Source organism: Kiloniella sp. (assembly GCF_965205715.1).
GTDB lineage: Bacteria > Pseudomonadota > Alphaproteobacteria > Kiloniellales > Kiloniellaceae > Kiloniella.
The window spans coordinates 290,263-317,082 of sequence record NZ_CBDBHW010000014.1 but is presented as its reverse complement, the minus strand read 5'-3'; the positions used below and the strand labels follow the sequence as shown (position 1 = coordinate 317,082).

21 protein-coding genes, 1 tRNA gene and 1 pseudogene are annotated in these 26,820 nt (G+C 44.8%); 16 read left to right on the top strand and 7 right to left on the bottom strand.

Annotated elements, in window-relative coordinates; genetic code table 11:
* Nucleotides 1-3 precede the first annotated feature (3 nt).
* Together ACOGW3_RS18490 and ACOGW3_RS18485 are read left to right on the top strand one after the other, a co-directional pair.
* Nucleotides 4-5,955 carry a type I secretion C-terminal target domain-containing protein gene (locus ACOGW3_RS18490; RefSeq protein WP_419904319.1) on the top strand — a complete coding sequence of 1,984 codons (5,952 nt, stop codon included), beginning with the start codon at nucleotides 4-6 and terminating at the stop codon, nucleotides 5,953-5,955.
* Nucleotides 5,956-6,054: 99 nt separating this feature from the next.
* Nucleotides 6,055-7,095 (top strand): TIGR03032 family protein, encoded by a 1,041-nt coding sequence (locus ACOGW3_RS18485; protein ID WP_419904318.1) that lies wholly within the window; start codon nucleotides 6,055-6,057, stop codon nucleotides 7,093-7,095.
* 132 nt (nucleotides 7,096-7,227) lie between these two features.
* On the opposite strand, the gene ACOGW3_RS18480 is transcribed toward ACOGW3_RS18485, so the two are convergent.
* The 3 genes from ACOGW3_RS18480 to ACOGW3_RS18470 all read right to left on the bottom strand — a co-directional run bounded on the left by ACOGW3_RS18480 (nucleotide 7,228) and on the right by ACOGW3_RS18470 (nucleotide 8,301).
* A tRNA-Ser gene (locus ACOGW3_RS18480) sits at nucleotides 7,228-7,317 on the bottom strand.
* 212 nt (nucleotides 7,318-7,529) lie between these two features.
* Complete coding sequence (locus ACOGW3_RS18475; protein ID WP_419904317.1) at nucleotides 7,530-7,901, bottom strand: FliM/FliN family flagellar motor switch protein; 372 nt, start codon at nucleotides 7,899-7,901, stop codon at nucleotides 7,530-7,532.
* Between the two features lie 61 nt (nucleotides 7,902-7,962).
* Nucleotides 7,963-8,301, bottom strand: a complete 339-nt coding sequence (locus ACOGW3_RS18470) for a hypothetical protein (RefSeq protein WP_419904316.1) — start codon at nucleotides 8,299-8,301, stop codon at nucleotides 7,963-7,965.
* 144 nt (nucleotides 8,302-8,445) lie between these two features.
* Here ACOGW3_RS18470 and ACOGW3_RS18465 point away from each other — a divergent pair, with 144 nt between their 5' ends.
* The 9 genes from ACOGW3_RS18465 (at nucleotide 8,446) to ACOGW3_RS18425 (ending at nucleotide 17,494) form a co-directional block, all read left to right on the top strand.
* The gene (locus ACOGW3_RS18465) at nucleotides 8,446-8,922 is read left to right on the top strand and encodes a hypothetical protein (protein WP_419904315.1); all 477 of its coding nucleotides are present in this window, start codon (nucleotides 8,446-8,448) and stop codon (nucleotides 8,920-8,922) included.
* A gap of 42 nt (nucleotides 8,923-8,964) precedes the next feature.
* Nucleotides 8,965-10,245: a lytic murein transglycosylase gene (locus ACOGW3_RS18460; protein WP_419904314.1), complete on the top strand. Its 1,281-nt coding sequence runs from the start codon at nucleotides 8,965-8,967 to the stop codon at nucleotides 10,243-10,245.
* A gap of 115 nt (nucleotides 10,246-10,360) precedes the next feature.
* Nucleotides 10,361-11,314, top strand: a complete 954-nt coding sequence (locus ACOGW3_RS18455; RefSeq protein WP_419904313.1) for a septal ring lytic transglycosylase RlpA family protein — start codon at nucleotides 10,361-10,363, stop codon at nucleotides 11,312-11,314.
* Nucleotides 11,315-11,416: 102 nt separating this feature from the next.
* On the top strand, nucleotides 11,417-12,574 hold the full coding sequence (locus ACOGW3_RS18450) for a D-alanyl-D-alanine carboxypeptidase family protein (protein WP_419904312.1): 1,158 nt from the start codon (nucleotides 11,417-11,419) through the stop codon (nucleotides 12,572-12,574).
* Between the two features lie 4 nt (nucleotides 12,575-12,578).
* Complete coding sequence (gene tmk, locus ACOGW3_RS18445; RefSeq protein WP_419904311.1) at nucleotides 12,579-13,229, top strand: dTMP kinase; 651 nt, start codon at nucleotides 12,579-12,581, stop codon at nucleotides 13,227-13,229.
* The gene (locus tag ACOGW3_RS18440; protein WP_419904310.1) at nucleotides 13,213-14,325 is read left to right on the top strand and encodes a DNA polymerase III subunit delta'; all 1,113 of its coding nucleotides are present in this window, start codon (nucleotides 13,213-13,215) and stop codon (nucleotides 14,323-14,325) included. Before tmk ends, ACOGW3_RS18440 begins: the two co-directional genes overlap by 17 nt.
* A 7-nt stretch (nucleotides 14,326-14,332) precedes the next feature.
* The gene (gene metG, locus ACOGW3_RS18435; RefSeq protein ID WP_419904309.1) at nucleotides 14,333-15,922 is read left to right on the top strand and encodes a methionine--tRNA ligase; all 1,590 of its coding nucleotides are present in this window, start codon (nucleotides 14,333-14,335) and stop codon (nucleotides 15,920-15,922) included.
* Nucleotides 15,922-16,710, top strand: a complete 789-nt coding sequence (locus tag ACOGW3_RS18430) for a TatD family hydrolase (protein WP_419904308.1) — start codon at nucleotides 15,922-15,924, stop codon at nucleotides 16,708-16,710. The genes metG and ACOGW3_RS18430 overlap by 1 nt, the downstream gene beginning before the upstream one ends.
* Before the next feature lie 4 nt (nucleotides 16,711-16,714).
* On the top strand, nucleotides 16,715-17,494 hold the full coding sequence (locus ACOGW3_RS18425; protein WP_419904307.1) for an MBL fold metallo-hydrolase: 780 nt from the start codon (nucleotides 16,715-16,717) through the stop codon (nucleotides 17,492-17,494).
* Nucleotides 17,495-17,552: 58 nt separating this feature from the next.
* On the opposite strand, the gene ACOGW3_RS18420 is transcribed toward ACOGW3_RS18425, so the two are convergent.
* Together ACOGW3_RS18420 and ACOGW3_RS18415 are read right to left on the bottom strand one after the other, a co-directional pair.
* Complete coding sequence (locus tag ACOGW3_RS18420; RefSeq protein ID WP_419904306.1) at nucleotides 17,553-19,523, bottom strand: ABC transporter substrate-binding protein; 1,971 nt, start codon at nucleotides 19,521-19,523, stop codon at nucleotides 17,553-17,555.
* 42 nt (nucleotides 19,524-19,565) lie between these two features.
* Nucleotides 19,566-20,699: a M14 family metallopeptidase gene (locus ACOGW3_RS18415; RefSeq protein WP_419904305.1), complete on the bottom strand. Its 1,134-nt coding sequence runs from the start codon at nucleotides 20,697-20,699 to the stop codon at nucleotides 19,566-19,568.
* A 416-nt stretch (nucleotides 20,700-21,115) separates the two neighbouring features.
* Between ACOGW3_RS18415 and ACOGW3_RS18410 the strand changes: the two genes are divergently transcribed.
* Nucleotides 21,116-21,385 carry a hypothetical protein gene (locus ACOGW3_RS18410; RefSeq protein WP_419904304.1) on the top strand — a complete coding sequence of 90 codons (270 nt, stop codon included), beginning with the start codon at nucleotides 21,116-21,118 and terminating at the stop codon, nucleotides 21,383-21,385.
* A 54-nt stretch (nucleotides 21,386-21,439) separates the two neighbouring features.
* Here the strand turns inward: ACOGW3_RS18410 and ACOGW3_RS18405 are convergent, their stop codons facing one another.
* Nucleotides 21,440-21,622: a hypothetical protein gene (locus ACOGW3_RS18405; protein ID WP_419904303.1), complete on the bottom strand. Its 183-nt coding sequence runs from the start codon at nucleotides 21,620-21,622 to the stop codon at nucleotides 21,440-21,442.
* On the opposite strand from ACOGW3_RS18405, the gene ACOGW3_RS18400 reads away from it, so the two are divergent.
* Both ACOGW3_RS18400 and ACOGW3_RS18395 read left to right on the top strand, forming a co-directional pair.
* Entirely contained in the window at nucleotides 21,609-22,841 is a 1,233-nt protein-coding gene (locus ACOGW3_RS18400) for an ISL3 family transposase (protein WP_419901077.1), read from the top strand. The genes ACOGW3_RS18405 and ACOGW3_RS18400 overlap by 14 nt on opposite strands.
* A 22-nt stretch (nucleotides 22,842-22,863) precedes the next feature.
* Nucleotides 22,864-23,904: pseudogene (locus ACOGW3_RS18395) on the top strand (aldo/keto reductase).
* Here ACOGW3_RS18395 and ACOGW3_RS18390 read toward each other — a convergent pair.
* Entirely contained in the window at nucleotides 23,901-24,782 is an 882-nt protein-coding gene (locus ACOGW3_RS18390; protein ID WP_419904302.1) for a LysR family transcriptional regulator, read from the bottom strand. The pseudogene ACOGW3_RS18395 and the gene ACOGW3_RS18390 overlap by 4 nt on opposite strands.
* Before the next feature lie 142 nt (nucleotides 24,783-24,924).
* Here ACOGW3_RS18390 and tnpA point away from each other — a divergent pair, with 142 nt between their 5' ends.
* Both tnpA and ACOGW3_RS18380 read left to right on the top strand, forming a co-directional pair.
* Nucleotides 24,925-25,359, top strand: coding sequence for an IS200/IS605 family transposase (gene tnpA / locus ACOGW3_RS18385; protein ID WP_419901154.1), 435 nt, complete (start codon nucleotides 24,925-24,927; stop codon nucleotides 25,357-25,359).
* A gap of 185 nt (nucleotides 25,360-25,544) precedes the next feature.
* On the top strand, nucleotides 25,545-26,801 hold the full coding sequence (locus ACOGW3_RS18380) for a M24 family metallopeptidase (protein ID WP_419904301.1): 1,257 nt from the start codon (nucleotides 25,545-25,547) through the stop codon (nucleotides 26,799-26,801).
* Nucleotides 26,802-26,820 lie beyond the last annotated feature (19 nt).

Here is a 26,820-nt window from a genome sequence, read left to right as displayed (position 1 = left end):
GCAGTGGGTGACGGTTTTGATACCGTCAAAGCCAACAATGATGATACGGGTGCAGATATCATTCAAATCCAGGGTTCTGGTTTCTATGATCTAAACTGGACCTGGGATGATGATCATCTCTATGTTGGTGTTTCCCTTGATACAAATTATGATTTCAACGATGTTGGCGGTAACGTCAAAATTGATAATTTCCGCCATGGCTCCGACACCGTTGCATACATCGAAGCCAATCTCCAAGCTGACAATACAGAATGGTACACAGGTTCTACAGCCGGCCCTGTTCGTTTCTATACAACTTCTGGGCTAAATGGAATTGATCAAGGAGCTTACACTGAGCTCTTGATCGGTACCTCCGGCAACGATGTAATGACAGGTAATGGTGGTTTCTTTGATTATATCTTTGGTCAAGGAGGAGATGATCATCTGATCGGTAGTGATGTCACACGTGATGAACTTCGCGGTGGATCAGATAATTATCACCTTGAGGGGATGTCTGGAAATGACCGTCTTGCTGGTGAGCAGGGTACGGATATTCTGGACGGTGGTGATGGTATCGATCTGGCGCGATACGACCGCAACTCTGGTGCTAACGGGGCTTATGTAAATCTGTCTTCATCCACACGAGATGGTGTTGCCTCCAACACTGCTACAGATACACATGGTGATACGGATACCTTGATCTCTATTGAGAATATCCGCGGTAGTAACAACAACGACACTTTAATCGGTAGCGATGGCGATAACTATCTTCGCGGTAAAGACGGCGATGATATCCTCGAAGGCGGTCTGGGAGATGACCTTCTGCAAGGGGATGATGGAACTGATACGGCTGTCTTCACGGGTAATTTTGCCGACTATACGATCACTGACGATAATGGCGATGTTATTGTTACAGCCAATAACGGCACTGATGGTACCGACCGCTTGAAAGGGGTCGAACGCCTTCGCTTTGATGATGGCCTTTATGATGCCGTTACACGCGCCCCAATAGCAGATGATCAGATCCTCACAGGTGATGAAACAGCAAACAACCTCATTGGTAGTGCTGGTAATGACACCATCACTGGTAATGGAGGAGACGACACTCTAACTGGTAATGGCGGTGTTGATACTCTCGACGGTGGTACGGGCGCAGACACCTATGTCCACGGTATTGGGGATGGTCACGATATTGTCGTCAGCAGCAATGATGATGGCAGCGTTGATACCGTTCGCTTTAAGGATGGTGCTTACGATCTCGATTGGTGGCGTGATGGCAATGACCTCGTTCTTTCGTCTGCCAGCGACGATACCTATAACTCTTCTGTTGAAGGGACCATCACTCTCAAAGATCATTTTGTAACAGGTAAGGATGCACTCGATTATTTCGAAGCTGACCTTGATGGTACAGATAACGATGGCTTCTATACAGATCAGTCCGTTAACCCAGGCGGTATTGCGCGGGTCTATACAGCCGGCGGATTGAACGGGATTGACCAAGGTGGCTATACCGAACTTGTACTCGGTACTGATGGTAACGATACCATTACAGGCGGTGGTGGTTTCCGCGACTACCTCAATGGTGGTGCTGGTGATGACATCATTACGGCTGGAGGTGGTGATGACCGTCTCTATGGTGGCACAGGCAATGATACGATGTCTGGCGGTGACGGGAACGACCGTTTCCGTGGTCATGACGGAACAGACAGCTTTGATGGTGGTGCCGGGCTTGATGAAGTTGATTACAGGCGCGATGCAGGCCAGGGTGGAACGGCGAATGTTTATGTCGATCTTGAAGCCGGTTTTGCAAAAGACGGATTTAACGACCTTGATACCTTCACAAGTATTGAGGAAGCACGCGGCACCTCACAGGGAGATACTCTAAAAGGATCTTCTGTTGCCAACCGTCTGCGTGGTCATGATGGCGACGATATATTTGAGGGCCGCGGAGGCGATGACCGCCTGGAAGGTGGCTCCGGTAATGATACCGCGATCTATTCAGGCCTCTTCTCGGAATACACGATTACCGATGACAACGGTGATGTGATTGTTGACGGTCCTGATGGCATCGACAGACTGACGGATATAGAGGTTCTTCAATTTGATGATGGTTTGTACGACGCTTTCACTCGTTTGAAACTGGCGGCTGATCAAGTACTTACAGGTGATGAAAATTCAAATTCTCTCACTGGTGATGCTGGAAATGACACTCTCCGCGGTCTGGGTAACACCGACTTCCTTGATGGTGGTCTCGGCAACCACGACGTCGTTGATTATAGCCAGGATGAGGCTGAAGGTGGTGTCTTTGGTGTTCAGGTTAATATGCATCTGGGGACAGCAGTCGACGGTTTTGGTAGTACTGATCAAATCAGGAACATTGAAGATGCTATTGGTACTTCCCATAGTGATACTCTAAATGGCTCTTCTTCGGATAACAATTTAACCGGTCTAGACGGCCACGATACTTTTGCCGGTAATGGTGGAAATGACAATATCGATGGTGGCACAGGTAGAGATACGGCAATTTTCGCTGGAAACTTTGCTGAATACGTATTCGCTGATGACAATGGTGATGTCCTGGTCACAGGGCCTGCTGGAATATTCAGTAGTACAACAAAGTTAACAGACGTCGAGCGCTTACTTTTTGATGACGGCTATTATGACGCCTTCACACGCGCTCCAATCTCTGTCGATGCTGATCAGCTTTTTATTGGTGATGCTAATGCAAACACCCTTGTTGGTGGAACAGGGTATGACACTTTCTTTGGACAAGGTGGTGACGATACTCTCGAAGGTGGCGTTGGGGCAGATACCTATGTTTGGGCCGTAGGCGATGGTTTTGATACAATAAAAGCCAATAATGACGACGCCGGAGAAGATGTAATTCAAATTCAAGGTACAGGGTTTTATGATCTAAACTGGACTTGGGATGATGATCATCTCTACGTTGGGGTATCTAATGATACGAATTATGACTTCAACGATGTAGGCGGTAGTGTCAAAATAGAAAACTTCCGACATGGTTCAGATAGTGTAGCCTATTTGGAAGCTTATCTGCAGGCTGACAATACGGAATGGTACACTGGCTCCACAACCGGTGCTGTGCGTTTCTATACCACTTCGGGCCTGATCGGGATTGATCAAGGTGCTTATACAGAACTGCTTATTGGTACTTCCGGTAACGATGAGATGCGTGGTAATGGTGGTTTCTTCGATTATATCTTTGGACAAGGTGGCGATGATCACCTGATCGGCAGTGATGGCACCCGTGATGAACTTCGCGGTGGATCAGATAATGATCACCTTGAGGGGATGTCTGGAAATGACCGTCTTGCCGGTGAGCAGGGTACGGATATTCTCGATGGCGGTGATGGTGTCGATCTGGCGCGTTATGATCGGAATTCTGGCGGTAACGGGGCTTATGTAAATCTGTCTTCATCTACACGAGATGGTGTTGCCTCCAACACTGCTACAGATACCCATGGTGACACGGATACCTTGATCTCTATTGAGAATGTTCGCGGTAGTAACAACAACGATACTTTGATCGGTAGCGATGGCGATAACTATCTTCGCGGTAAAGACGGCGATGATATCCTCGAAGGCGGTCTCGGAGATGACCTTCTGCAAGGGGATGGTGGAACCGATACGGCTGTCTTCACTGGTAATTTTGCGGACTACACGATCACTGACGATAATGGCGATGTCATTGTTACAGCCAATAACGGTACAGATGGCGAAGATCGCTTGAAGGATGTCGAGCGACTTCAGTTCGATGATGGCCTTTATGATGCCTTCACGCGCCTTCCAATAACTGGCGGTCAGGTCATCGTTGGCGATGCAAACGCGAACAATCTCGTAGGTGGGGCTGAGAACGATACCATTACTGCTAATGGCGGAGATGACATTCTCACAGGTAATGGCGGCGATGATATCCTAATCGGTGGTGCCGGGGCGGATACCTATATCTGGGCTCAGGGTGATGGTTTCGATACTGTCAAAGCAGACGATGATGATACTGGTGCGGATACAATTCTAATCCAGGGTACAGGTTTCTATGACCTGAACTGGACCTGGGATGATGATCATCTTTATGTCGGTGTTGCCGCAGATGATAACTTTGACTTCAACGATGTCGGTGGAAATATCAAACTTGAAAACTTCCGTCATGGTTCTGATAGTGTTGCTTATGTAGAAGCTAACCTTCAGGCCGATAATGCTGAATGGTATACAGGGTCAACCGAAGGGACTGTGCGTCTCTATACGACTTCTGGTTTGAATGGGGTTGATCAAGGTGCTTATACCGAGTTGCTCATTGGTACCTCTGGCAACGACGAGATGCGTGGCAATGGTGGTTTCTTTGACTACATCTTTGGTCAGGGTGGGGATGATCATCTGATCGGAACTGATGGTACCCGTGACGAACTTCGTGGCGGCACTGAAAATGATCACCTGGAAGGTATGTCAGGCAATGACCGTCTTGCCGGTGAGCAGGGTAATGACATCCTGGACGGTGGTGATGGTGTCGATCTGGCTCGTTACGATCGTAACTCTGGTGCTAACGGCGCTTATGTAAACCTATCGTCCGTTACCCGTGATGGCGTTCTTGCGAACACAGCAACAGATACCCACGGGGATACAGATACTCTGATTTCCATTGAAGATGTCCGCGGTAGTAATAACAACGATACCGTAATCGGTAGCGATGGTAATAACTACATACGTGGTAAGAATGGTGATGATATCCTTGAAGGTGGGGCGGGTAATGACCGTCTTCACGGAGAGGGTGACAATGATACTCTTCGCGGTGGCGAAGGGGATGATGAACTCAAAGGTGGCAGCGGTAACGATATCATCTTTACCGGAAATTCAAATTACTATGAGGGTGATACCGTTATTGCTGGTTCGGGTAATGACATCATCGATTTTGAAACCGGCCAAGGTTACTACACACTTTATTATGGTGATCTAGGCGGTCCGGTTATCTTTAATTTGTCGAATTCAGTAAACGCAACCATACCAGCCTTTACTATCGATAAAGGTGCTGATGGAGCCGATACTCTGTTTAATCTCGATAATATTAACTCTGATGACGGCGGGTTGGGTGTTATTGGTACAGGTGGAGATGATACCTATATCGGTCAGAATAATGCCAATAGCTGGACTCAGATACGACTGGGCGCGGGTAACGACACGATCACCGGTGGTGTAGGCCAGGAACGCCTGGATTATAGCGATGCGCTTGTCGGGGTGACCGTTGACTTTACTTCAGGTCAAACCTCAGAAGACGGGTTTGGAACATTCGATATTTTCTCTGCGATTGAGGAAGTTCGAGGCTCTGATTATGCAGATAGACTTACAGGCAGTGAAGGTGACGAGCGTTTCATTGGTCGGAACGGCGATGATATCATCGACGGTCAAGGAGGCTTTGATACTGCACGTTATGATCGCAGTTCAGTTGACAGTGTTGATGTTGATCTCGAAGCCGGGACGGCAACTGGAACGTGGAATGGCAGTGCCTTTACCCATACTCTGATTAACATTGAAGCAATCCGTGGGTCTAATAACGCTGATACAATCCGTGGTGACTCTCTGGATAACTATCTGCGTGGCAAGTCAGGCGACGATATTCTGATTGGTCGCGCCGGTAGTGATGATTTCCGCGGTGATGGTGGGGCTGATACATTTGATTTCACGGGCCAAAATGTCGGCACTGATATCGATGCTGTTGAAGACTATAACTATGGCGATGGCGATATTCTCAATATCAGTGATCTCATCACCTTTACGGATGGAACCGGAGATGTCGTTGGTGATTTTGTCAGAGCAACGGTAAGTGGGTCAGATTTATCCCTCGAAGTATCTACGGATAATGGGGTGAGCTTTACACAAGTTGCCGTTCTCGATGGTATCTCAGCAGTTGATACTCTTCGGGTTATTCTGGACAATGATGAAATGGATCTAATCGTTAGCTAACTGACTTCCAAAAGAAGACTAAAAACGGTAACAATAGGCAGCCCCTCGGATTATTTCGCGGGGCTGTCTGATTTTTAACGCATTAATGAGGTTAAGCCTTTGCAATTTAAATTATCCCATTCAGAAGGATTTACAGAATGGTTGGCAAAGGAAGGAGTTACCTTGGGGGTCAGTAGTCATCAGGCAAATGCTTTAATGACGATTGGAACTGATGAGAAACACAACTTATCTATCAACACTATGGCGATTGAGCGTTGTACTGGATTATCTCTGTCAGGTTCTTCCTTGGCAGTGGGCAGCTTCTCAGAGGTAATCTGTTACGAAAAAATGCCCCGCCCTGTTTCGCGTGAGCGGGAGATAAGTAACAGGGAAGTATATGCTCCACAAAAAACACTCCATACCGGGGTCTTTGACCTCCACGAGCTTGCCCGAGAAAACAGCGGCCGCCTAGTCGGGGTCAACACACTCTTTAACTGTATCGTCAGCCTGGAAGATGAGTTTAGCTTCTCACCTCTCTGGACGCCGCCATTTTTAAAAGGGCCGATCGCGGGTGATAGATGCCATCTTAACGGTCTTGCGCTTCATAATGGCAAGGCCCGTTGGTGTTCAATGGTCGGCGTATCCGGCGAAGTCGAAGGCTGGCGTGAGTTCCGCAGTGATGGTGGATCAATCTGGGATATGTCAGCAAATGAAATGATTGCCCAAGGCCTTTCCATGCCACATTCTCCCTGCCTTTGGAATAATCAACTGCTTGTTTTAAACGCTGGTACCGGGGAACTTGGGGCTATATCACTCAAAACAGGTGATTTTGAGCGTATTGCTTGGTATCCAGGTTTTTTAAGGGGCATGTACATTCATAATGACCTTGCCTTCATTGGCTTATCCTTACCCCGAGATGGCAAAACCTACCAAGGACTGCCTATCCAGGAACGTTGTGAAAAAACAGGGCAAAACCCAATGTGTGGCCTTGTTGTTTGTGATTTGAAATCGGGAAAAACTGAGCATTGGCTGCAGTTCAAAAGTAATGTCACTGAAATTTTTGATCTTGTTGTGATGCCAGAAAGCCCATTACCAAAAATGGTAAGTCTGCATTCGGAAGATAGGTACAAGCACTACTCGATTGGCCCAAGACAAGCATAATAAATAAGTAATATCGAATTGGTTGATATGCCTTATACCTAGTAAGGGAGAGTTTTCAGCCTGATATTTTGGGGCGAACAAAAGAAAAGCGCCACAAAGGCGCTTTGTCTTTAAGATAACCCCGAGGGGTAATGGCGGAAGGACAGGGATTCGAACCCTGGAAGGGCTTGCACCCTTGCTGGTTTTCAAGACCAGTGCATTCAACCGCTCTGCCATCCTTCCACATACCGTAAACGAAAAAACTAACGAGGTTTTTGAAAACCTTATGTAGGGTTTATCGTTCCGACGGGCTCTGAAATATCTCCATTTGAGCGTACTGTCAAATGGTTAGATAAGAAAAAATGAGTTTTTTTATTTTATTGCTTAAAAAAATAAAAAGGAGCCACGTGGCTCCTTTGAAAATTGGGGTTAGAATGAAGAAAGGTGAGTTCGAATCAGTCTCCGGTACGCTTGATCATTTCAATGATTTCAACGCACAAACGATCTTCTTTAATCATGACTTCACCACGGGCAATCATCTGGTCATTGATACTGATATCAATGGTGTCGCCAATATACTTGTCTAACTCGACAACCGCACCACGCCCCATTTTCAGCAGCTGGCTTACGGGCATTTGTGCCGTCCCGAGGATAGCGGAGACCTCAAGGCCAACGCCATGAACCGCAGGCACGATTGGATCAGAACTACTTTGTCCTTCAGTAGAAGCTTCAGGTGTGTCTTCGATTTTTTCTTCAGGAGGTGAAGCGGGTGCCTGATCGAACATATCGTCGACATCGTCGTTGTTCATGGATTCTTCGTCAGACATGAAAGCTACTTTCTGTACTTAATACTAAATAGTTGAATAAGAATACGCCTGCTTTGCTCGCTTAGCTATCAAAATAATTGGCAATTATAACCCGTGTATCCAAATCCATTTCGACAAAGACACCAGCTAATATCCTTCTGGTTTCATCTACACGTACAATAATAGATTTACAATCAAACTCAATTACACCTTCTTCTAGTTGAAGTTGGAATTCCACGTCTACGTGATCACCCCGTATAAGAGGGCCTTCATAGTCTGACACAGCAAAGCCACTGGAGCTCCAGTTATCTATTTTATAATGGGTGCCATTGATAGCAATTTCACCGGTGACGCCGAATTCACGACCTTCACGACGAATCTCTTTTTTGCCAAATAGCTTGTCCAACAAATTCTTGATCATGATCAAGTACTGTCCCAAACAATGTTAAGCCTATGGTTTTACTTCTGATAAAGTCTCACAAAAGTGGAAAGAAGATATTAACCGATTGTTTTTCTTTTAAACATACAATAAGTGCCTTGATATAGATAATGAGTAACTAGCGCGATGTTTTTTCAGTTTGGTAAAATTTTCATCATTTTGGGTGGTTGTTTGTTATTGTTGCCAATTAACCATGTTGTCGCACAACAAAATGGTTATCTTACTCCAAAGAGTTCTTCCAATACGAACACGCTAAAACCGGGAGTTCAATCCAATAAACGTGCAAAAAAAGAACACTATCTGGGTAGCCGGATCATTTATAAAACGACCAGTCCTGTAAAAGAACTATTCACCAAAGAGGCTAAGTTAAGCGTGGCATGCCAACGCGGCAGGTTTATTCAAGTTAAGGAAATGCAGTACATCGCTATTGTTGGTGGTAGGAAGTATGGTGCAGCCCTATACAAGAATAATATGATTCACGATCCTAAGGGGCTTGGGAATAAGGATAAAATTTATCTTTTCAAAGGGCAGGGCACATCTAACTGCAAAGTTTTTCAGAATAAATTTAATTTGTCGACGATATTTAAAGATTTATCTCTCTAATCGTGTGGTGTTTACCTGACTTTATCGGCTAAAGTTCTTCGAATGACCAATTTTTCTTTATTTTGCGATTCGGAGCGATCTTTGTTTCCTTTTATTCGTCGTGTTACCAAATCTAGCCTTTCATGCTGCTTATTCGTAACAGCTGTGTTGTCTTCTAACGGATTTGCTGAAGGGGTTTCCTCAACAGCAAGTGAAGCTCAAATTCCCTTCGAACAATGGCTAAAAGACTTTAAAGTAGAAGCACGCAGCAAAGGAATTTCAGACCATACTCTGGAAACGAGTTTTAAGGGCGTAAAGCCCATCCCTAAAATTATAGAATACGATAGACGGCAACCAGAATTTACTCATACATTCTGGAGCTATCTAGACAGAGCGATAAGTGCACAACGAATTAAAAAAGCTCAAGAACTCCAGATTACGCACGCGTCATTACTCAACAAAATCAGTGAAAAATACGGCGTACAGAGTAGGTTTTTACTCGCGTTTTGGGGACTTGAAAGTAACTTTGGTCAACACACGGGAGGCTTCTCTGTTATCGCAGCAGATGCAACCCTGGCCTATGATACACGCCGGAGTGATTTCTTTAGAACCCAGTTGCTTGAAGCTTTGCGTATAATACAAGCAGGACATATTACTCCTGAGAATATGCAAGGTTCCTGGGCAGGAGCTATGGGGCATCTTCAGTTTATTCCGTCCACTTATAACCTTTACGCTGTGGATGAAAATGGCGATGGCCGCCAGGATATTTGGAATACCTTACCTGATGTTTTTGGTTCTGCAGCAAACTACCTTGGCCAAATCGGTTGGGATGATGAATACACTTGGGGACGTGAAGTTGTCTTGCCAAAAGATATTGATTGGAAGCTTGCTGGTCTGGGAACAAAAAAATCTCTTAAAGAGTGGCATATGCTAGGTGTGAAGAAGATATCAGGGAACACTTTGCCCGACGTTGATCTTGAAGCATCACTAATACTGCCTTCAGGTCATAAAGGACCTGCTTTCCTGGTCTATAATAACTTTAGAAAAATTCTTAATTGGAACCGGTCTATTAATTATGCATTGGCGGTTGGGCATCTCTCTGATCGAATTGCAGGTAAAGCACCTCTTCAAACCAAACGTCCGCTTAATGAGCGTCCTCTCCACCGGACTGAGATCGAAGAAATACAAAGTCTTCTTTCAAAGCAAGGTTATGATGTCGGAAAGGCGGATGGTATTGTTGGTAAAAGAACCCGCGATGGTATTCGTGAATTTCAGATAAAAGTAGGTCTTCCTGGCGATGGTTATCCAGATGAAGAATTATTACTTAAACTGAGACAATCATAGAATACGCGATTAGGTTTTTCGAATTTTAATACGGAAAACAAAACATTATCAGTACAGATTGATCGATCTTCTTTTGAAGCTTACAATCTATTGATATTTTTAACTGGGGGGTACGATGCGCTTAAAAAAATCACATATCATGCCAGCATGTTTTGCCGCTCTTGCGATTGGCTTGAGTGGCTGCGCAGAGATTGAACTTGCTTCTCATGCAACTAAGCAAATCGTTAAAACGAGTGAAACAAAGTCCAAAGGGCGTTTTAAAGTTGGATCTCCTTATCAGGTGAAAAATATCTGGTATTACCCTGCTGTAGATTATGGGTATAACGAAACCGGTATAGCCTCATGGTATGGGCCAGGTTTTGATGGCAAAAAAACGGCGAATGGTGAAATTTACGATCAATACGCTCTTACCGCTGCTCACAGAACATTGCCAATGCCATCTCTTGTTAGGGTGACTAATCTGGGCAATGGCAGATCTATTAAGTTACGTGTTAATGATCGGGGACCATTTTCTAATAATCGAATAATCGATGTTTCTCGCCGGTCAGCCCAATTACTTGGCTTTGAAGTACAAGGGACCGCTAAAGTAAAAGTAGAAATCCTCGAGGCTGAGAGCCGACAATTAGCTGCTCAAGCGCAAAGTGGAAATTATACACCTCAGGTGGCGTCCACTGACAATTCTACTCTGGCGGCACCGACGGAAGAAGTCACAGCAGAACCATTGGGTGCAACTCAAAGTTCAACTGTTGAGCCTGTTCAGTCAGCTAATCTTGCTCCTGTATCCTATGAACCTGTTGTAAACTATACAGATGGTGTCGTAACGCAAACACCACTGGCTCCTAGTGGGATATATGTCCAGGCAGGATCTTTTTTACAAGTTCATAATGCCGACCGACTCAGAGCCCGCCTTGCCTCTTTAGGCTCGTCTCAGGTTGCAGATGCAACCATTGGAGAACGTACTTTTTATCGGGTACGCCTTGGACCGCTTTCTAATGTTCAAGAAGCAGACAAACTTTTACAAATACTTCACGATAACGGCTACAACGATGCGCGGGTAATTGTCGACTGACTTCTTGTTAACGATAAGCCTTATTGCTGGCTCATTATTCCCTTAAACAAGGTACTCATCAGTATCCTTATCACAATTTAATCAGACTATCGGGTCAAAATTTTGCTAAATAAAAAGATGCCATCTATTCGCCATGCTATGAAATCCCTTCTCTTGGGGGGCGCCTGTTTACTGGCTTTTGCACAGTCAAGCCAGGCGATTGAGACATCTGCCCGCGAAGCTTATTTGATTGATTATACGACAAAAACTGTTCTGCTAAATAAAGACGCAGATAAATCTATGCCGCCAGCTTCCATGAGTAAAATCATGACTGCATATATGGTGTTTGAGCGGTTAAAAGATGGCCGACTATCTTTGGATGATAAACTACCCGTTAGCGAAAAGGCCTGGCGTAAGGGCGGATCAAAGATGTTTGTTGAAGTCGGGACAGAGATTTCGATTTATGATTTGCTGCGAGGAATTATCGTCCAATCTGGAAATGACGCTTGTATTGTCGTGGCCGAAGGTCTTGGGGGGTCGGAAGAAAATTTTGCTCTAGAAATGACTGAAAAGGCACGGGAAATAGGCCTAGAGAACAGTAGCTTTGCGAACGCAACAGGTTGGCCGGATCCGGGCCAGCGTATGACACCAAAAGATCTTGGAACACTCGCAGATAGGATTATTACTGACTTCCCTGAATATTATGGGGTCTATTCTGAAAAATCCTTCACTTGGTCTGGAATTAAGCAAGATAATAGAAATCCACTGTTATACAAAAACCTTGGTGCTGATGGCCTTAAAACTGGCCATACTGAAGAAGCTGGATACGGATTGACATCATCAGCAAAACAGGGTGATCGTCGCATTATTCTTGTCTTAAACGGCATGAAGAGTGCGAAAGAACGATCTGAAGAGTCTGCTCGACTTGTATCCTGGGCATTCAGGGAATTTGATAACTTTGAACTATTCAAGGCGGGTGAAACTGTTGAGACTGCCGATGTTTGGCTCGGGACTGAAAAAACAATCAATTTGGTCCCGGAAAATGATCTTCTTCTTACCTTACCCCGGAACGCTAAGAATAAGATGACTGCGACAGTTAGCTATGTTGGGCCCATACAAACGCCGATAGAGCAGGGCGAGCGGTTGGCGACTTTGAAGATCGAGGCGCCTGACATAGATACTGTAGAAATACCTTTAGTTGCGGCAAATTCCGTTGAAAGAGAAGGCGGGTTTAGCCGGATTGTGTCAGCCCTCAATTATTTAATTTTTGGTAAGTCTTAACAGTATGTCACGCGGTATATTTATTTCGCTTGAGGGCGGTGAAGGTGCTGGAAAAAGCACACAGATCAAAAGCTTATCTAAGAATCTTTTGAGTAATGGATTAAGAAATATTCTGACCAGAGAGCCTGGTGGAACGCCTGGCGCGGAAGAAATCAGAGACTTAATCGTAAGGGGGGATGTTTCTCGTTGGACACCTAAAACAGAAGCATTATTAGTTTTTGCCTCCCGACAAGAACATGTTGAAAAGGTTATAAAACCTGCCCTTAGCTCTGGTGATTGGGTGATATGTGATCGATTTGCCGATTCATCCGTGGCCTATCAAGGTATCGGTCATGGATTAGGGGCAGAGAGTATTGAAAATTTACATCAATGGGTGCTTGGTGACTTTAAACCAGACTTAACGCTTATATTGGACTTACCCGTATCCATTGGTTTAGAACGAACTCAAGGACATTCGCTTGGGGAAAATCGTTTCGAGGATATGGATACTTCTTTTCATGAAAGAATGCGTGAGGGATTCTTGTCCATAGCTCGCGATAATCCCGATAGGTGTACAGTTATTGACGCCACCAAATCGCAAGACGAAGTTGCAAGTGATATTTGGGATGTCGTGATGGCCCAGTTTGGAAAGATTATTAATGGCCAAAGCAGTTAAAAAACAGGATGTAGAGGCCAATTCGAGAGTTCATCCTCGCGTTACTCATACCTTGTATGATCATAGTGATGCTGAGAGCACTCTAATCAAGGCCTATAATTCAGGTAAACTCCCCCATGCATGGATGTTTACTGGGCCAAAAGGCATTGGAAAGGCAACACTAGCCTATAGATTTGCCCGTTTCTTGATGAATGAGGGCGAGGGTGGAGGTGTAGAAAGTCTGTTTGGTGATCAAACTGACCCGACCTCACTTGATATAGGCATAGATAATCCTGTTGCTAAACGTATTGCTGCTCGGGGACATGGGGACCTTGTAACCCTAGAGTTAAGTCCTGATGAAAAAGGGAAGATGCGGACCTCCATTCCTGTGGATGAAGTTCGAAAGATCGTCAAATTCTCTCATAAAACATCTATTGAAGGTGGGTGGCGTGTCGTCATTGTCGACGCTGTTGAGGAGATGAACCGAAATGCTGCAAATGCCTTGCTCAAGGTATTAGAAGAACCACCTGAAAAAACAGTTTTACTCTTAATTTGCCATCTTCCAGGACAGATTTTGCAAACTATTCATTCTAGGTGCTGCCATCTTCCACTTGCAGCGCTGAATGAAGACACGGTCATTGAACTTTTGAGGGAACAAGCACCAGAAGTCGCAGATAGTGATGCAATTCAGCTTGCAAGGTTGTCAGAGGGTTCTATTGGGAAGGCATTGGATCTGTGGGCAGGAGGGGTCCTCGACTTATATCGAGAGATGATTTCGTTATTAGGAACTCTACCGAACCTTGATATGGTGAAATTGTATGCCTTTGCGGATAAACTAAGTGTGTCTGATCCCCTTGCTTTTAAAACGGGCATGGAGTTATTTCTATGGTGGCTTGCTCGATTGACCAAGGTTTCAGGGCAGGGAACGTTCCCTGAATTGGTCATTCCCGAAGAACATAAGCTGATCTCTCTATTAATTGAAAGACATGGTCTTGCGCAATGGCTCGGCCTGTGGGAGAAGTGCTCGACTAATTATGCCCGTGCAACACATGCAAATTTGGACAAAAAACAAGTGGTTGTGACAACCTTTATGGAGCTCCAAACACTTCAGTCTTGATGCATACTTGCTTTTTGGCGCGCTTTGTTATCAGGAGTTCATCATGAGCGGATCAGAAAACCGGTCCTTCTATATCACGACACCCATTTATTATGTAAATGATAAGCCCCATATTGGCCATGCATACTGCACGCTTGCATGCGATGTCTTGGCGCGTTTTAAAAGACTTGATGGGTATAATGTCAAGTTTTTGACCGGAACTGATGAGCATGGTCAAAAGGTTGAAGCTTCTGCGGAAAAAGCTGGTATTGATCCGCAGGCTTTTACAGATCAGGTTTCACAAAAATTTCGCGATTTGACAGAAGTTTGCAATTTTTCAAATGATGACTTTATCCGTACTACTGAAGAGCGCCATAAAAAAGCCTGTCAGAAAATTTGGCAGGTTCTTGAAGATAAAGGATATATTTATCTTGGCAGTTATGCTGGTTGGTACGCCGTTCGTGATGAAGCTTTTTATACCGAAACTGAGCTAACCAAAGGTCCTAACGGTGAAAAGATTGCGCCCACAGGTGCGGAAGTTGAATGGGTCGAAGAGCCATCCTATTTCTTCAAACTATCTGCGTTCGAAGACAAACTTTTAGAGCTTTATGAGAATGACCCTAGCTTCGTCGGTCCTGATAGTCGGCGGAATGAGGTTATAAGTTTCGTTAAAGGTGGTCTTCGGGATCTGTCTGTCAGTCGGACGACTTTCAAATGGGGCGTACAAGTTCCAGGCAATGATGAGCATATCATGTATGTCTGGCTTGATGCTCTAACCAACTACTTAACTGCCGTAGGCTATCCTGACGAAGAGAGCGAAGACTACAAGGAGTTCTGGCCTGCGAACGTACACATGGTGGGCAAAGATATTCTCCGCTTTCATGCCATTTATTGGCCAGCTTTCCTTATGGCTGCTGATCTACCACTTCCCAAGCGTATCTATGCAACTGGATGGTGGACCATTGAAGGTCAGAAGATCTCAAAATCTGTTGGTAATGTCATAGATCCGCTCTCTATCATAGAAGAGTATGGATTGGATCAGGTTCGTTATTTTCTGTTACGTGAAGTTCCGTTCGGTAAGGATGGTGATTATTCAAAACGCGCTATCATATCCCGCATGAACGGTGATCTTGCTAATGATATCGGTAATCTATCTCAGCGCGTTCTTTCCATGGTTTTCAAAAACTGTGAAGGTAAAATACCTGAACATGGTGAATTTACCGATGCAGATAAAGTACTGTTAGATAGTGTATCTTCTCTGCATCAAAAGTTGCGTAATGAATTTGATAAACAAAGCTTCCACAAAGGCTTAGAATCTGTTTGGGAAGTTATATCTGCAGCTAATAAATATGTCGACGAGCAAGCCCCATGGGCTCTCCGTAAGACCGATCTTCCCCGAATGGGAACTGTTCTTTATGTACTTAGTGAAAGTATCCGACAGATAGCGATTTTACTGCAACCAGTTATGCCGCAATCTATGGAAAGAATGCTGGATCAGTTAAATCTTCCTGCTGATGTCCGTCAATTCAGTGATTTGACGACACCTTTGGCATCTGGTCTTCCAATCGATAAGCCTCAAGGAATCTTCCCTCGTTATGTGGAAGAAGAGGGGGCCTAATGATTGTCGATTCTCATTGTCACCTTGATTACTTTTTAAAAGATGGTGATTTAGAGGATGCTTTGGGTCGTGCTCGAGATGTTGGTATCGGCTGCATGGTGACAATTGGCACCAAGCTATCCACTTTTGAGACCGTATTGGGCATTGCTGAAGCCAATAGCGATATCTATTGCACTGTTGGCGTGCATCCTCATGAAGCTGGGGCAGAAGGTTTGTCTTCACCAGATCTTTTAATCGAGAAATCTCAGCATTCAAAGGTTATTGGCCTTGGGGAAAGCGGTCTTGATTATTACTATGATCACGCACCGCGAGATCGCCAAGTTGAAAGCTTTCGTGCTCATATAGCTGCAGCGAGAGAGACTGGGCTTCCCTTGGTTGTACATACTCGTGATGCGGATGATGATACGGTTAAAATCATGCGTGAAGAGTACAAAAAAGGTGCCTATCCTGCCTTGATACATTGCTTTACGGCAGGTCCTGAGTTGGCTAAGGCCTCTTTGGATATGGGGTTTTATATATCACTGTCAGGTATCATTACTTATAAATCGGCAGAAGATATTCGTCAGACAGTTTCAAATGCTCCCCTCGATCGGCTTTTAATAGAAACTGATAGTCCTTATCTTGCACCGGTACCAATGCGTGGAAAAAAGAATGAACCAGCATTTGTCCGTCATACTGCAGAAGCTCTGGCAAATGTAAAAAAAATTAGCGTTGAGGAAATACACTCTGTGACAACAGATAATTTCTATCGCCTGTTTTCCAAGGCTCAACGACCTGTAGCGAGTTAATTCTATGAAGATCACAATGTTAGGGTGCGGTGGTTCTGGTGGCGTTCCTATATGTTCTGGTACTCCGGGTGGTAATTGGGGGAATTGTAATCCTGACAATCCCAAAAACCGACGTCGTCGAGTGTCGATATTAGTTGAGCACGAAGATACATGTCTTCTTGTTGATACAGGTCCTGATCTGCGTAATCAGATACTTGATGCTAAAGTCGAGTATATTGATGCAGTTCTCTACACCCATGATCATGCAGATCATACTCATGGTCTAGATGAACTTCGGTACCTTGCCTATAAGGCTGGGGGGCCAATAGAGGCCTATATGGATGAATCTGATCGTAAGATCATTACCTCTCGCTTTCCCTACGCTTTCACCTCAACGTGTGATCCTGAAAGCAGTTACACGCCGATGATGAATGATCAGACTATCGACGGCCCTTTAAACATTGGATCGATTGAAATTATTCCATTCTATCAGGATCACGGCAGTGCTAAGTCGTTAGGGTTTCGTTTCGGTGATTTTGCTTATTCAACGGATGTGTTTGATTTGGATGAGCGAGCTTTTGAAACCTTGGCTGGGGTAAAATACTGGATTGTCGATTGCCTTCGCTATGAACCGCATCCGTCTCATGCCCATTTTGAAAAAACCCTGGAGTGGATTGACCGTCTCAAGCCCGAGCGGGCTGTGTTAACACATATGAATCAGCAAATAGATTATGATGATCTGCTGTCAAACTGTCCTGCAGGAGTTGAGCCGGGGTATGACGGTTTAACCATCGATATTCCTTAGGTTGGGAAATGACCCTTAAAATATAAAAATGGCGGTGAGAATTATCACCGCCATTTTATTAATCTTCAAACCAGAAACCGTCTGGTTTATATACCCCCATGAGAGCACCGGGTTCCCAGTTGTAAAAACCATCTTCTGGTACGTTCTTGAGATTGCTGGAAAGAACTATTGGCTGAGGTATTTCGGCGACCAGGCCAATGGAAAAAGTTTCCTCTGCATTAATCAGTAAGATTCTGTTCCAAATAGCTCTTTTTTCTTCTGTTGAATTTGCCTTTAGCCACATCGTGTAGAGTTCGTTCAATTGCTGTGCGACTTCAATATCCACAGCCTCACCCGCATTTCCTTTCGTCTCAATAAACTGCCCCCATTTAGGCCACTGAAAAGATTGTTGCATACGAGGTGCGAATTCTTCAGGTGAGGAGTGTGGGGTTAACAGCGCATTCAAATTGCCATACCAAAGTGAAATATTGGTTTCTCCTGAGAAAATTCGGTTTCTTAAAACTTCTCGTTGGGATGGTTTGGGGTAGAGTTTAATACCTAATTTTAGCCACGAATCACTAATTAGTTCAAGAGTATCAACTTCTTCGCTACTTTCCCCTGCGGTCTCAACGATGATTCTCATCGGCCGGCCATCGCTAAGTAATCGCAATCCATCATCATCACGTTCTGTTAGGCCAATATCATCCAAAAGTTCATTGGCTTTAACAAGGTCATATTGTGTCCAGCGTTTAAAGAAATCTTCGGTATAGAGATTGCTATCAGGGAGGACATTATTATTCCCTTCCAGCCCGAGGCCATAATAGAGAACCTGGTTCAACTCATGCCGATTAATACCAAGGGAAAGGGCATGTCTAAATCGTTTGTCTCTATTAAGCTTACGCCACACCGGGTCGTTCGCGTTTAAATTGGGATAGAGAGCAAAGTTTGAGCCGCGAACTGTTTTCCATAGACGAACAAGATAACCATTCTGTTCATCATTGCCTTTCAGGAAGGTGTAGTCTGAGAAACTCAACCCCCTTGATTGCATATCTGAATCACCTGACCCGACTTTTGCAGGGATCAAGCCTCCACCTGCAACTGCGAGCACCATTTCATCGGCGTATGGCAGTTGTAAGCCGAACTCATCTACACGATGATAAAAGGGATTTCTCTTTCCAACAAACCGTGTAGATGGTGGCTTTACTGTATTAACCCAAGGCTGAAGCGTGGGGAGTTTGGGGTTGGTAAATTTGTATTGTCTTGCACGTCGGTTATGTAACTGAACCCAGTTTCGTGCATCTGCCTTTTCAACTCTTGTATCGAGTTCGTCAGAATTCACATATTTTGCATGGAATTGCTTCATATAATGGGCGGGTTGGAAAAGATACAGAGGTCTCGTCGCTGCAAGTCTGGGCAGGAAAAAGGGGTTTGGAACAGGCCAACTATACCTGATAGTGATTTCATCTAGGATTTCAACAGTTGGGGTTTGGCCTTCTATAATGAGTTCTGCCGGAGGGCCGAAAGGTCTGAGATTGCTGTCGTTTGCGACATCCTCCCAGAAATATCTGAAATCCTCAGAAGTGAAAGGATGGCCATCAGACCACTTATGTCCTTTGCGTAGGGTGAGGGTGAAAATGCGACCTTCTTCGACCTCGAGTTTGTCAAGAATATCAACTGTAAATCCCAGATCAGGCGAATACCCAATAAGTCGCGCGTACCCATAGACAGAAAACAACCGAACATCTTTTGATTTCGCAATTAAACTACGAATGCTGCCGCCGTGTTTCCCTGGCTCCCAATCGTGTGTTTGTTTAACAATGAAGGGGGATAGCGGTAGACGTTCAGCGACAGGCGGGAGTTCTCCGTTTGATATTTTTGAGGAAAGAACTGGAGTTTCCTGTAGAGCTTCTCTCGTTAACTTTCCTGATGGAGAGGAATAAATCTCTGCCAAAGCGTTTTGGGTACAGAGGAGTACAACTGCAATGGACAGAGATCTTATCAATACACTAAGGAAGTTTTCAGTTAATGCGAGCCTCATGTTTTTCGTCATCTCTTTTGTGATTTATTATATTATAGCAAATGCTTACACACTTTACTTCAAGTCATTTATTAATCGATAAAGTGGGTCGAGGCTACTTGCCCCTAATTTTACCGAGCGATCGGGGGACCATCCTTCAAATTCATTTGGATTGTCATCGGTGTCTTTAAATGGCATTTCCAATGTCATGGCGAGGCAGTCATGGGTCTCTGCTGTGTTGTTGCCACACATGGTTAAATTACCCTTTCCTGGTGCATTTTGGGGGTAACCGTGAGTGATTTGGAAGTCGGGATTTGCTTCCATATAATAAGCTTTAAAACGATCAATTAGGCTTAAGAGGCGATCATCAAAAGAGGGAATACCGTGGGTGCCAGCTATAAAGTTATGTGGAATGGCTTCATCGCCATGGATATCGAACATAAAGTCGACACCTGTTTCCATCATCTTGTTACGAACATGAAAAACTTCGGGGCTTTTCTCTAATGAAGGCGCCTGCCATTCGCGATTGAGGTTCGCGCCAATTGCGTTTACACGGAGATTGCCACGCTTACTCCCATCTGGGTTCATGTTTGGTACGACATAAAATACGGCTTTTTTGAGGAGTTCTCTTGCAATGGGGTCGTTTTCGTCAAGAAGTCTTTCCAAAAAGCCTTCCATCCAGAACTCGGTCATACTTTCACCAGGGTGTTGGCGACCAATGATCCAGCATGATTTTTTGTTGTTATCAGGCTCTCCTATGGTCAGTAGGTCGATATCTTGACCATCCAATGTTTTACCCAAAACCTCTAAGTCAACGTAAGAGGCATGCTGTACTTCCGCAATAAGGTCGGCATGGCGTTCCATAGAGTAGGGAGCAAAGTAGGCGAAATAGATAGAATTATATCCTGGCGTAATATCAATTGTGAGAGTTTCCCCGTCATATGACGTGGTTGGAACTCTAAACCAGTTTTCCCGATCATAAGAAGCTACGGCTTGATAGCCTTCCCAACCAGAAGGATAAGCTGCGCCACCAGCGTTGAGTATCTTCAGTGAGCAGGGTTGATCACGTGCCCCTGTCATTCTGAAGTAGAACCATTGATAAAAGTGAGAATTCGTGTCTTTTTCAATTTCCAACCGGATGTCAGAAGCATTATCAGAAGACAGGCAGCTAATGTTACCTGCGTCAAAATTACTAGAAATACGGATCATGGAAAATTTCGCTCTTTAAAGGTCCAAAACTGTTGTGCAATAGCATACCTGAAGAGGGTCTAGCGGCAAGGGAAGTCTTGATAATTACGCTTTAAAATTATCAATGTTGGGAGGATTCTTTAAGCCAGCACTTCGGAATCGAAGCAATATTTATATAAATATGAGATAATGTTTCTTTTTTGTCTCCTCCATTTTTATCGAAAATTTTGGTTGAAGAATTAAGCTTCTAAGCTTCTGGGAAAATAGGGCTGTTACGGGTTTTATGTCGAACATAACCAGAGCTTTGCTGCTCAAATATTTAGTGTCTTAACTAGGGTGAGCTGTAGATAGCTGTGGCAAATTTGCGCACCGGATTGAAAAATATTTCTACAAAGGGTAGTGTAAGCATCCTTACTACAGAGAAAGGTAGTTGTATCATGCGTAAGTTACCCCCCTATTTACCAGTGATACTTAAGTCTTCTGGTTGGGTGTTGAGCCGAATTGGAACTCTGCTGGCTACAATTTTTGCAGCAAGTGCATTGGCAAGCCTCTTTCCCGTTCTGGGAAATAATAGTCAGTTGCTTTTGGAACCATTGATTTATTCATCTCTTGTTGCTGCAGTTGTTGCAATTGGAGGTGTCATTCTTGTAAAGTGGACTGATCATACTTTCGGTGATCCGCTTCAGGATTTCCCTTCTGTCCTCTAAAATAATTCGTTTTTTGTTTTGTGTTTATAATTAAGATCAGGAAATAACTACTTGTTATTTCCTGATCTTTTTTCGTGTAAAATGTTCTTGTTTTATTAGAAGGTCCAACCTGATTATGAATGCAAACGGGCTCTTCTCCGCTTTGTTGAGTAGAAAAAGATGCCGACCGCCAAGTAACCTGTTGATATGTATGGTTTCTGATAACTTTACATAGAGCAGGTATATGACAATCAACATCTCGCAGCATATTTTAGGCCTCAAAGGGCAACGTGTAAATGAAATTAAACTGGATGACGGCGGTGTTAAGATTGTCATTCACTGCAGCCGAGACGCGCGTAGGAGGGCTATAGACCCTGCTACAGGCCAGAAGGGAAGCATCAACCAGCATGTCCGCCGACAAGTAAACGACATCCCCCTTTTTGGGTATCCTTGTGTGGTCGAGATTGAGCTGGCGCAGGTTTATATTAACAAGGGCGAACGCCGCATTGAGGGGTGTGATTTTGTTGATAAAGGGTGCCGTTTCACTCACCGATTTTGCCGACTGATCAGTGGATTATGTCGGCATATGTCTATTCAAGCGGTTTCCAGACATTTGGATATACGATGGGAAACGGTCAAGAATATCGACAGGGCATACCTTATTGAAACTCTCCCTACGCTTGATCCTGCAGAGCTAACTGGCTTGGAATATATTGGTGTAGATGAAGTTGCCCGGGCGAAAGGTCATGACTACATGACGGTGGTCTACGATATGGTTGGCGGTCATCTGATCTGGGTTGAAGCAGGCCGAACTGCCGAGGTTTTTTCAAGGTTTTTGAAACAACTGCAACCAGATACAGCCTGCAAAATAAAGGCCGTAGCGATGGATATGGGGCCTGCCTACCAAAAGGCTGTCAGAGAGTCCTTGCCGTTGGCCGACATAGTATTTGACCGTTTCCACGTCATGAAAAACTACAGCAAAGCTATCCATAATCAGCGTCGACTTGAGTTCAGAAAGGCCGATCCAAGTGGTAAAGAGTTGATGAAAGGGACACATTATCTGTTGCTCAAAAATGCGGATAAGTTGAGTGAAAAACAAAGTGACAAGCTGCAAAGGTTGCTGGAGAGCAATAGCAACCTGAATGCACTTTACGTCTTGAAAGAACAGCTTCAGCTGCTGTGGAGTGCCGCTTCATTTGAGGCGATGGCGGAGCAACTGGAACGTTGGTGCCTGATAGCAGATCAGTCACAGATGCTCTATCTAAAAAAGTTCGCGAAATCCCTACGGAAACATTGTGTGGGCATCTGCAACTACGCCAAACACAAGCTCACAAGCGCCAGGATAGAGGCTGGTAATGTCAGTATAGGAATGATCCGTAAGCGAGCCAGAGGCATCAAGGATACCGAATACTTCAAACTCAAAATTAGACAATCATCCATTCCAGATAATCAATCTATGCTCTATTTGAAATCCTAAATCTACTCAACAAAGCGGAGAAGTGCCTGCAAACGTTGTCTCTCTTGATAGGGAAAAGCATTATCGTTCCTTAGGCTCTTCCGGTTTGTCAGTCTCAAATATATGTTTAGGCACCATGATGTTTGGTGGAAGAACGAGCCCTGTAAATTCAGAAGAAATCATTAGGTATGCAAAAGATGCGGGCTTGAACTTTATTGATACTGCTGATGTGTATAACGATGGGCGATCATAGGAAATTGTCGGTCAGGCGATAGCAGGTGATCGAGAGCATTGGGTTTTAGCGACAAAAGTGGCAAACCAGATGCAATCGGATCCCCAGAAGAAGGGTCTTAGTAGGAGGTGGATTATGCAGGCTGTGGAGGCATCTCTTGCAAGACTAAAAACTGACTATATCGATATTTACTATTTGCATCATGAAGATCATGACACGCCTTTAATCGAAACTGTGCAGGCAATTGGCGACCTCATCAGGTCGGGAAAGATCCGATATTTTGGTCTCAGTAATTATCGAGGCTGGCGCATTGCTGAAATCTGTCGCTTGTGTGACCAGCTTTCTATTCCAAGACCTGTCGTTTGTCAGCCCTATTACAATGCACTGAACCGTCAGCCTGAGGTTGAAGTATTACCGTGCTCGAGCTTCTATGGTCTAGGTGTTGTGCCCTATAGTCCTCTGGCGCGGGGTGTGCTCACCGGAAAGTATTTACCGGATGTTGCTCCAGACAAAGAGAGTAGAGCCGGTGCTGCTGACAGCCGTATGATGGAAACAGAATGGCGTCCGGAATCTCTTGAGATCGTTCGTAAAATCAAGGTCCATTGCGAGAAGAGGGGACATAATTCTATTGATTATGCGGTTGGGTGGCTCCTGGCCAATAAGTGTGTCAGCTCCATTCTAGCTGGACCAAGAACACTTGAACAGTTTAAGGGATATCTTAGAGCATTGGCTTATCCATATGATTCAAAAGATGAAAATCTACTGAATAGCTTAGTCGCTCCAGGGCACGCTTCTACACCAGGGTACAGCGATCCGCGTTATCCTTTGGAAGGGCGGAAGGTTGATTTTTAACTGAATTTTGGTGCGTTTTGTAATAAAAAGTCCTGCAGGCGCTTGATCGCGCCTTGTGGCTGTTTTCCTACGGGTGAAGCGACATAATAACCCTTTGAGCTTTGCATGGTCAAAGAGCCAATTTTTACCAACTTTCCTGATTTTAATTCGTCTTCAATCAGGCTTAAGCTTCCCAGGGCAATGCCTTCTCCCTCAATAGCCCGTCCGATTGTATGGGTGTAGGTTTTACACATGACCTGGGGCCAATCTGAAATGTGGGGAACGTTCATTTTGTTCCCCCATACTTCCCAGTTTATCCAGTCAGGCCCAATTCGGGTGTAGTTTAGGATTTTTGGACGCTCATCCTCGGGGAGGGTAAATAGATCACCTGTTGATTCACTTTGGATTTTGTTCACAATTTCTGGCGCTGCAACCGGTGCAAGTTCTTCGGAGAATAATAGGGTACAGTCAAAATCCGAAAGTGTGCCGTCGCCATAAATTATCGTCAGATCATTTTCGCTGGTAACGAGATCATTTGTTATATCCGATGTCATCAAATTGACTGCACAGGCGTTATCGGACAGGCCAAATTGTTTAAGCCGTGGTGAAAGCCAAAACATTGAAACGGCACTGTTGGCCGCAATTCTGACCGCTTCACTCCTGCGGGCAGATATACTCAGAACCGCACTTTCGAGATACTCCAGTGCCATCGCAGACTTATCTCTCAACTGCCGGCCTTCATCACTCAGGCTGAGTGCTCTGCCGTTTCGAATAAATAACTGCACACCCAAATAGTCTTCTAGCTGGTGAATACGTTTACTGACGGCTGTTTGCGATACAAACAATTCTGATGCCGCAGCCGTAAAGCTCATCCGTCGAGCCGCAGCTTCGAAAAACATCAGGCTGTCGAGTGGAGGGAGATTTTTTCGATAATTTAATCCGGTAAACCCCCGGCTATGCCGGGGGACTCTCAATGGTTTGACCGTTCCCACGGTCTTACATTTCTTTGTTTATTGACCAAAATAACAAAGGAATTAGCCGATGAGAGATTACAAAAGCCTTGCACATACGAGATGGGATTGTAAATACCACGTGGTTTTCATCCCTAAACGCAGGCAAAAAGTTATCTATGGCAACCTACGTCAGTATCTTGGTGAAATTTTCCATGAACTGGCCGGGCATCGCGAAAGTAAGATTGAGGAGGGCCATTTGATGCCGGATCACATTCACATGTGTATCAGCATACCGCCCAAACATGCTGTTTCAAAAGTCGTTGGATACCTAAAAGGAAAAAGCGCGATTGCCATAGCTCGAAAATTCAAAAATAAAGCACGGAATTTCAAGGGTGAAAATTTTTGGGCCCGTGGATATTTCGTCTCAACTGTAGGGCTCGATGAACAGATGGTGAGGGAGTATATCAGAACGCAAGAAGAGCGTGATAAGTACTTTGACCAAATGGATATATTCAATCCATAACCGCTTTAGCGGTTCCCAATTTGCCCCTTTAAGGGGCTCACCCGCTTAAGCCCCCGGCTTTGCCGGGGGTCATTTAACTTTTCATAACCTTGGGTTGGCCTGTTGCAAGATATTTTCTGACATATACACAGTAAAACTGTGAGTTATATACTTTTTCAAAATAACAATTGGTTTTGGAAAAGCAAATGGCTAATTTTGACTGGCATGCAGAACGCAGTGATCTCTCAGGGATAACGCTTTTGGATAGATCTCCTGAAAGCGAAGGTATCGATCTAAAAGCTGTGCGACAGTACCGCCAAGCTCGTGTTCGGAGTGAAATGGCCAAACGAGGCGTTGATGCCGTGATCTTGTCTGATCCTATCAACATACGTTACGCCACGGGAGCCCGTAATATGCAGGTGTTTTCGATGCGTAATGCCCCATCACGCTATTTGCTGATGACGGCGACCCGTACGATCCTGTTTGAGTTTACGGGTTGCCTTCATTTGGGGGAGGGGTACGAAACCATTGATGAGGTGCGTCCGTCTTCCACGGCAAGTTTTGTTGCTGCTGGGCCCGATATCTACGGCCGGGAACGTAAGTGGGCGGCTGAGATGGGTGACCTGATTACTGAACTGACCTGCAAAGGTGCCACCGTCGGTCTCGAACGGTTAAACGCTGGTACAGCGATTGCGCTGAAAGAAATTGGTTTCCGTATTACCGATGCGCAAGAGCCTGTTGAAATGGCCCGCGCAATCAAATCACCCGAAGAGATGAAGTGCATTAATGCTTCGCTGCGGGCAACAGAAGTTGGTGTGGGTAAGTTGCGAGAAGCATTGCGGCCAAGGTTGACTGAAAACGAATTGTGGTCGGTGCTGCATAAATCCATCATTGAGCAAAATGGGGATTATTGCGAAACCCGATTGATGAGCGCGGGTGAGAGAACAAATCCATGGTTCCAAGAAACTACCCATCATGTAATTGGAGAGAACGAGTTAGTGGCCCTGGATACGGATGTTGTGGGGTGCCATGGGTATTACTCTGATTTTTCCCGTACTTTCCTTTCCGGCCCAGGTAACCCAACTGAGACACAAAAGACGCTTTATAAAACGGCCTTTGAGCAGGTCCACCACAATATGGATATCCTGAAAGCGGGCATGAGTTTTCGCGATTATGCGGATAGAGCTTGGGATATTCCGGATAAATACTACGCCAACCGCTATTACCTATCCTCTCATGGTGTTGGAATGACGGGGGAATATCCATATTTGTATCACCACGGGGATTTCCCAGATGCAGGTTACGACGGTATCATTGAAGTTGGCATGACGATCTGTGTGGAAAGCTATATTGGTGAAGAGGGCGGGGCTGAAGGTGTTAAGCTTGAGCAGCAGGTTCTTATTACCGAAACTGGTGTGGAATTACTATCCCGCTTTCCATTTGAAGAGGATTTAATGAAGTAGATCACTTGCTTGGGTGAGG